This is a genomic window from Streptomyces sp. NPDC021224 (assembly GCF_044332905.1).
In the GTDB taxonomy this organism is placed as follows: Bacteria; Actinomycetota; Actinomycetes; order Streptomycetales; family Streptomycetaceae; genus Actinacidiphila.
Genome location: NZ_JBIRPW010000014.1, coordinates 199,998 through 207,020 on the forward strand (window position 1 = coordinate 199,998; position 7,023 = coordinate 207,020).

A 7,023-nucleotide genomic window follows, 5' to 3' on the forward strand; every position below is an offset into this window, starting at 1 on the left:
TGACGCGCGTTCAGAGCGTGCTCCAGTCGTGGTCCGGATAGCGGTGCAGCGGCGCCGACACGTCGTCGAGCGCCAGGTTGATCTCTTCCGGCAGGGTAAGCGCCTCCACTGACAGTGCCGCCGTGAGCTGCTGCGCGTTGCGCGCGCCGAGCAGCGGGGCGGCCACGCCGGGCCGGTCGCGTACCCACGCCAGGGCGACGTGCAGCGGCGAGACGGCCAGGCCGTCGGCCGCTATGGCCAGCGCGTCCACGATGAGCCGGGCGGTGTCGTCGAGGTAGGGGGCGACGAAGGCGGCGAGGTCCTCGTCGCCGCCGCGCGAGTCCTGCGGGACGCCCCCGCGGTACTTGCCGGTGAGGACGCCGCGGCCGAGCGGCGAGGAGGGCAGCAGTCCGACCCCGAGGTCCAGCGCGGCGGGCAGCACCTCGCGCTCGACGCCCCGCTGGAGCAGCGAGTACTCCATCTGCGTGCTGGCCAGCGGGGTGCGGCCGGGGCCCGCGAGCTGCCAGGCCGCGGCCTTGGCGAGCTGCCAACCGCAGAAGTTGGAGACGCCGACGTAGCGCGCCCGGCCGGAGCTGACGGCGATGTCGAGCGCCTGGAGCGTCTCCTCCATGGGCGTGCCGGGGTCGAAGGCGTGCACCTGCCACAGGTCGACGTAGTCCGTGCCGAGCCGCTGCAGCGAGGCGTCGAGGGCCGACAGGAGGTGGCCGCGCGAGGTGTCGAAACGGCGGTAGGGGTCGGGCACGCTGCCCGCCTTGGTCGCGACGACCAGGTCCGAGCGCGGCACCAGGTCCTCCATGAGCCGCCCGAGCAGGTACTCGGCCCCGCCGTCGGCGTAGACGTCGGCGGTGTCGACGAGCGAACCCCCGGCGCTCCAGAAGGCCTTGAGCTGGTCGGCGGCGTCGCGTTCGCCGGTGGTGCGGCCCCAGGTGAGCGTGCCGAGCCCGAGCCGGGAGACGCGCAGACCCGTACGGCCGAGGTGCCTTTGCTCCATGGGCGCTGAGATTACTGCCCGCACCGCTCGAATGGGCGGCAGTGACGTACCTGACAGGTCCCGTGGCGGCGGTGCGCGCTACAGTCCGGTGGAGCACAGACGTTACCGACCAGTACGACCAGCGGTCCGCGCGTCGGTCCGCACGCCGGCCCGGACGGCGCGGTACCACCCGTACGACTCGCCACAACACACCGACCAGCTCAAGGGAGAGCCATGAAGCTCGGGATCAACCTCGGCTACTGGGGTGCCGGCATGGACGCGGACAACCTCGCCGTCGCCCAGGAGGCCGACCGGCTCGGCTACTCCGTGTGCTGGGCCGCCGAGGCCTACGGCTCCGACGCGCCGACCGTGCTGTCCTGGGTGGCGGCGCAGACCGAGCGGATCGACGTCGGCTCGGCCATCTTCCAGATCCCGGCCCGCACCCCGGCGATGACGGCCATGACCGCCGCGACCCTGGACTCGCTGTCCGGCGGGCGCTTCCGGCTGGGCCTCGGGGTGTCGGGCCCGCAGGTCTCCGAGGGCTGGTACGGCGTCAAGTTCGACAAGCCGCTGTCCCGCACCCGCGAGTACGTCGAGATCGTCCGCAAGGCCATGGCGCGCGAGCGGCTGTCGTACGAGGGCGAGCACTGGACGCTGCCGCTGCCCGGCGGCCCGGGCAAGCCCATCAAGCTCACCGTGCACCCGCAGCGCGAGCACATCCCGCTCTACATCGCGGCGATCGGCCCGAAGAACCTGGAGCAGACCGGCGAGATCGCCGACGGCGCCCTGCTGATCTTCCCGTCCGCCGCGCACCTGGAGGACACCGCGCTGCGCCACATCCGGGCCGGCCGCGCCAAGGCGGGGCTGACGCTGGAGGGCTTCGACGTGTGCCCGACGCTGCCGCTCGCGGTCGGCGACGACGTCGCCGCGCTGGCCGACGTCTTCCGCCCGTACACGGCGCTGTACGTCGGTGGCATGGGCAGCCGCAAGCAGAACTTCTACAACCAGCTCGCCGTCCGCATGGGCTACGAGCGCGAGGCGGCCGAGATCCAGGACAAGTACCTGGCCGGTGACAAGGACGGCGCGGCGGCGGCCGTACCGCAGCAGCTCATCGACTCCACGTGCCTGCTCGGCCCGGTCGAGCGGATCGCCGACGGCATGCGGGCGTACGCCGAGGCGGGCGTCACGACGCTGACGCTGGCCCCCGCGGGCTTCACGCTGGAGGACAGGGTCGCCGGACTGCGGGCGGGCGTGACGGCCCTGGAGCGCGCCGGGCTGGCGTGACGGCTCCGGACACGCGGGGCCGGGCGTGACGGCGGGCCGTGCGGCGGCGGTCACGGCAGGCCGTCACGCCGCGGGCACCGGGCCCGGAAACGGCTGCGGCCGGCTGCTCAGCCGGGGACGAGCCTGCCGAGCAGCCGGCCGAAGTCGATCAGCCGGGCTATCTGCCCCGCGCCCCCGTCGTCCAGCGACTTGCTGAAGCGGAAGGCCTCGGGCCGGAACTTCGCCGAGGCCACCGGCAGCGCCGCGTCCGGGTCGGCCGCGACCGCGCTCAGCTCGTGCGGCATCGCGGTGGCCAGCACCAGGTAGACCCCGCGGTCCACGCGCTGCCCGAGGCTGTCGCGGCCGACCAGGGTGCGCATCCCGACGTGCCCGATCGCCTCCAGCGGCAGCACCTGCACCGACGAGTCGAGCACCGTGCCGCCGGGCGCGGAGGCGTCGGCCAGTTCCTCGCTGTGCCACAGGATGAGGCGCCGCCCGTCGCACACCGCGGCCTCCTGCCACACCGAGGCCCCGGCCTCGGTCAGGTCCACCACCCGTTCCAGGGTGAAGCCGCGCACCCGGCGGCGGCCCAGCACTCCCGCGATGGCGTCCATGGCGACGTCCGCGTGCAGGAAGTAGACCCCGGCGGCGTCCTCCAGCCGACCGTACGGCGACCAGTCGGTGCCGGCCGTGTGGCTCCCGCCGGCAGCCGGGCGGCTCCTCGTCGCCTTGCTGAACATCTCCACCCGCTTCGCGATACCGGCTCCCGGGGCCCCCTCGACCCCTGCTGCACCTTACCGAGGGGGCGGGACACCCGGACCTATACCGGAGCGAGCGGATCCGGCGAATCCCGCGGGAGGCGCGCCGAAGCCCGCGGCCGTGGTGGGGGCTCGGGGGATCATCCCCGCCACGGCCGTCGCCCAGCACAACGGACACCACCGGAAAGGGTTACGGTGGCGGACATGCCTACCGCGATCCTTGTCCGGCACGGCCGGTCGACCGCCAACACCCAGGGCGTGCTGGCCGGCTGGACCCCGGGCGTCGCCCTCGACGACACCGGGCGGGCCCAGGCCACCGCGCTCGCCGCCCGGCTCGCCGTGCTGCCGCTGGCCGCCGTGGTGTGCAGCCCGCTGCAGCGCTGCCAGGAGACGGTGCGTCCGCTGCTGGAGACCCGCACCGGGCTGCCGCTGCACACCGACGAGCGGATCGGCGAGTGCCACTACGGCGACTGGACCGGCCGCAAGCTCGCCGAGCTGGCCGACCAGCCGCTGTGGACGACCGTGCAGCGGCACCCGTCGGCCGCGGTCTTCCCCGGCCCCGGGGGCGAGTCGCTGCGCGCCATGCAGGCCCGCGCGGTCGAGGCCGTCCGCGACTGGAACGCGCGGATCGAGGAGGAGCACGGCCCGGACGCGCTGTACGTGGTGTGCTCGCACGGCGACATCATCAAGTCGCTCGCCGCCGACGCGCTCGGCATGCACCTCGACCTCTTCCAGCGGATCAGCACCGACCCGTGCTCGGTGACCGCCATCCGCTACACCCCGCACCGCCCCTTCCTGCTCCGCCTGGGCGACACCGGCGACCTGGGGCCGCTGGCCCCGCCGCCCGCGCCGGCCGGCGCCAACTCCGCCGACGCGGTGGTCGGAGGCTCCACGGGCGCCTCGTGATCAGCTTCCGCAGTAGGGTGGTGGCGGACGCGTGTTCGCGGTGAGCACCACCGTGAACGGTGTCCGCGCCGGGCGCACCGGACGCACCGCACCCGCCGCGCACCGCCGTCGCCCCGCGACACAGCCCCACAGCAGCCCCACAGCAGCCCCACCGCAGTGCCGGCGCCAGCCGGCGTCACCGCCTGACAGCCCCACAGCCGAGCAAACGGAGCAGGACGTGCCCCGCCAGGTCTTCTTCTACGAGCACCCGGACCGTTTCGTGGCCGGTACGGTCGGTCAGCCGGGCCAGCGTACGTTCTTCCTCCAGGCCACGGCCAAGGGCAGGACCACCAGCGTGGCCCTGGAGAAGACCCAGGTGGCCGCGCTCGCCGAGCGGATCGACGAACTGCTGGACGAGGTCGTGCGGCGCAGCGGCGGCAATGCCCCGGTACCCGCGGTCGCGCCGACCGAGCTGTCCGACTCCGCGCCGCTGGACGTGCCGGTCGAGGAGGAGTTCCGGGTCGGCACCATGGCCCTGGCCTGGGACGGCGCGCACGACCGTATGGTCATCGAGGCCCAGGCGCTGGTCGAACTGAGCGGCGACGACGAGGAGGACCTGGAGGCGGCCGAGGAGCAGATGCTCCAGGACGAGGAGAACGGCCCGCCGCTGCTGCGGGTGCTGCTCACCGGCGCCCAGGCCCGCTCCTTCGCCAAACGCGCCCTGGACGTGGTGTCCGCGGGCCGCCCGCCCTGCCCGCTGTGCAGCCTGCCCCTGGATCCGGAAGGACACGTATGCCCGCGTCAGAACGGGTACCGGAGGTCGGCCTGAGCGCCGCCTCCGCGGCGCTGACTCTGCTGTCGGAGGGCGAGCTGACGGTACGCGGCCGGGTCCGCGACGCGTCCAACGCGGTGCTCTACTGCGAGGTAGCCCACCAGGGCGGCACGGTCGCGTGCGTCTACAAGCCCGTCGCGGGGGAGCGCCCGCTGTGGGACTTCCCCGACGGCACCCTGGCGCAGCGCGAGGTGGCCGCCTTCCTGGTGTCCGAGGCCACCGGCTGGGGCCTGGTGCCGCCCACGGTGCTGCGCGACGGCCCGTACGGCGAGGGCATGGTGCAGCTGTGGATCGACCCCGCGCAGAGCGGCGGTGAGGACGGCGACGGTGCCGGACCGGGGCTGCTGGCGCTGACCGAAGACGACGAGCCGGCGCCGGGCTGGAAGGCCGTGGTCGAGGCCGAGGTCGGCGAGGGCCGCACCGCGCTGCTGGTGCACGCCGACGACGACCGGCTGCGCCGCCTCGCGGTGCTGGACGCGGTGATCAACAACGCCGACCGCAAGGGCGGCCATCTGCTGCCCGCCCCGGACGGCCGGCTCTACGGCATCGACCACGGGGTGACCTTCCACACCGAGGACAAGCTGCGCACCCTGCTGTGGGGCTGGGCCGGCGAGCCGCTGCCCGCCGAGGCCCTGACGGCTCTGGACGGCCTCACGGCGGCGCTGGAGGGCGAGCTGGGCGTACGGCTCGCCCCGCTCATCACGGCGGCCGAGATCGACGCCCTGCGGGCCCGGGTGGCGCGGCTGCGGGAGACCGGCCGCCATCCGCTGCCGGGTGACGGCTGGCCCTCCATACCGTGGCCGCCGGTCTGACGAACGGGGTTCCGCGGCCGTGACCGGTGGGGCGAGCGGGCCGCGCGGTGGCCGAAACGGATGCCCGCGCAGGTAAACGTGCTGCTCCCGCTCGTTTCGCCCGCGGGCGGAAGGTTAATCTCATTTCATGCATGCCTGGCCCGCTTCCGACGTCCCTGCCCTTCCGGGCACTGGACGCGCACTCCGTCTCCACGACTCCGCGACCGGTGGCCTGGTGGCCGTCGAGCCCGGACCGGTCGCCCGCCTCTACGTCTGCGGCATCACGCCCTACGACGCCACCCACATGGGGCACGCGGCCACCTACAACGCGTTCGACCTCGTCCAGCGCGTGTGGCTCGACACGAAGCACCAGGTCCAGTACGTGCAGAACGTCACCGACGTCGACGATCCGCTGCTGGAGCGCGCCGACGCCACCGGCGACGACTGGACGGCGCTGGCCGAGCGCGAGACCGCGCTCTTCCGCGAGGACATGACCGCGCTGCGGATGCTGCCGCCGGCGCACTACATCGGCGCCGTCGAGGCCATTCCGCGCATCGTGCCGCTCATCGAGCGGCTGCGCGAGGCGGGCGCCGCCTACGAGCTGGACGGCGACACGTACTTCTCGGTCGACTGCGACCCGCACTTCGGCTCCGTCTCCGGCTTCGACGCCACCGTCATGCGGGCGCTGTCCGCCGAACGCGGCGGCGACCCGGAGCGCCCCGGCAAGAAGAACCCGCTCGACCCCATGCTGTGGATGGCCGCCCGTCCGGGCGAGCCCAGCTGGGACGGCGCGTCGCTGGGCGCGGGGCGCCCCGGCTGGCACATCGAGTGCGTCGCCATCGCCCTGGAGCACCTCGGCATGGGCTTCGACGTCCAGGGCGGCGGCTCCGACCTGGTCTTCCCGCACCACGAGATGGGCGCCTCGCACGCCCAGGTGCTCACCGGCGACTACCCCTACGCCAAGGCGTACGTGCACGCCGGGATGGTCGCGCTGCACGGCGAGAAGATGTCGAAGTCCAAGGGCAACCTGGTCTTCGTCTCCGCGCTGCGGCGCGCGGGCGTCGACCCCGCCGCCATCCGGCTGGCGCTGCTGGCCCACCACTACCGCTCCGACTGGGAGTGGACCGACGCCGTGCTGGAGCAGGCGCAGGAGCGGCTGGCCCGCTGGCGCGCCGCGGTCTCGCGGCCCGACGGGCCGCCCGCCGAGGCGCTGGTGGACGCGATCCGCACGGCGCTCGCCGACGACCTGGACGCGCCCGGCGCGCTGGCCGCGGTCGACGCGTGGGCCGCGCGGCAGCAGGCGGAGGGCGGCACCGACACCGGGGCGCCGGGCCTGGTCTCGCGCGCGGTGGACGCGCTGCTCGGAGTGGCGCTCTGACCGCACCGGCACCGATGGGGAAGTGAGGAGGGGCGGGGCCCCCCCCCCCCGGGGCGGCCCGCCGATTTTTTTGGACGGGGGGCCCCCCCAACCCCCCCCCGGCGCCCCCCCCCCCCCCCCCGGGGGGGGTATCGGCCGGGGGGCGG

7 protein-coding genes are annotated in these 7,023 nt (G+C 74.4%); 5 read left to right on the forward strand and 2 right to left on the reverse strand.

Annotation, left to right across the window (positions count from 1 at the left end; genetic code table 11):
- Positions 1-10: 10 nt before the first annotated feature.
- The gene (locus tag ACH4PY_RS28770) at positions 11-991 is read right to left on the reverse strand and encodes an aldo/keto reductase (RefSeq protein ID WP_398189089.1); all 981 of its coding nucleotides are present in this window, start codon (positions 989-991) and stop codon (positions 11-13) included.
- A gap of 213 nt (positions 992-1,204) precedes the next feature.
- Here ACH4PY_RS28770 and ACH4PY_RS28775 point away from each other — a divergent pair, with 213 nt between their 5' ends.
- Positions 1,205-2,254 (forward strand): LLM class F420-dependent oxidoreductase, encoded by a 1,050-nt coding sequence (locus ACH4PY_RS28775; protein ID WP_398189092.1) that lies wholly within the window; start codon positions 1,205-1,207, stop codon positions 2,252-2,254.
- A 107-nt stretch (positions 2,255-2,361) separates the two neighbouring features.
- Here the strand turns inward: ACH4PY_RS28775 and ACH4PY_RS28780 are convergent, their stop codons facing one another.
- Complete coding sequence (locus ACH4PY_RS28780) at positions 2,362-2,973, reverse strand: hypothetical protein (RefSeq protein WP_398189146.1); 612 nt, start codon at positions 2,971-2,973, stop codon at positions 2,362-2,364.
- Positions 2,974-3,195: 222 nt separating this feature from the next.
- On the opposite strand from ACH4PY_RS28780, the gene ACH4PY_RS28785 reads away from it, so the two are divergent.
- The 4 genes from ACH4PY_RS28785 (at position 3,196) to mshC (ending at position 6,877) form a co-directional block, all read left to right on the forward strand.
- Positions 3,196-3,897: a histidine phosphatase family protein gene (locus tag ACH4PY_RS28785; RefSeq protein ID WP_398189094.1), complete on the forward strand. Its 702-nt coding sequence runs from the start codon at positions 3,196-3,198 to the stop codon at positions 3,895-3,897.
- Positions 3,898-4,114: 217 nt separating this feature from the next.
- The gene (locus ACH4PY_RS28790) at positions 4,115-4,705 is read left to right on the forward strand and encodes a DUF3090 domain-containing protein (RefSeq protein ID WP_398189099.1); all 591 of its coding nucleotides are present in this window, start codon (positions 4,115-4,117) and stop codon (positions 4,703-4,705) included.
- The gene (locus ACH4PY_RS28795; protein WP_398189102.1) at positions 4,669-5,520 is read left to right on the forward strand and encodes an SCO1664 family protein; all 852 of its coding nucleotides are present in this window, start codon (positions 4,669-4,671) and stop codon (positions 5,518-5,520) included. The genes ACH4PY_RS28790 and ACH4PY_RS28795 overlap by 37 nt, the downstream gene beginning before the upstream one ends.
- Before the next feature lie 127 nt (positions 5,521-5,647).
- Positions 5,648-6,877 carry a cysteine--1-D-myo-inosityl 2-amino-2-deoxy-alpha-D-glucopyranoside ligase gene (gene mshC / locus ACH4PY_RS28800; protein WP_398189105.1) on the forward strand — a complete coding sequence of 410 codons (1,230 nt, stop codon included), beginning with the start codon at positions 5,648-5,650 and terminating at the stop codon, positions 6,875-6,877.
- The last annotated feature ends 146 nt before the right edge of the window (positions 6,878-7,023 follow it).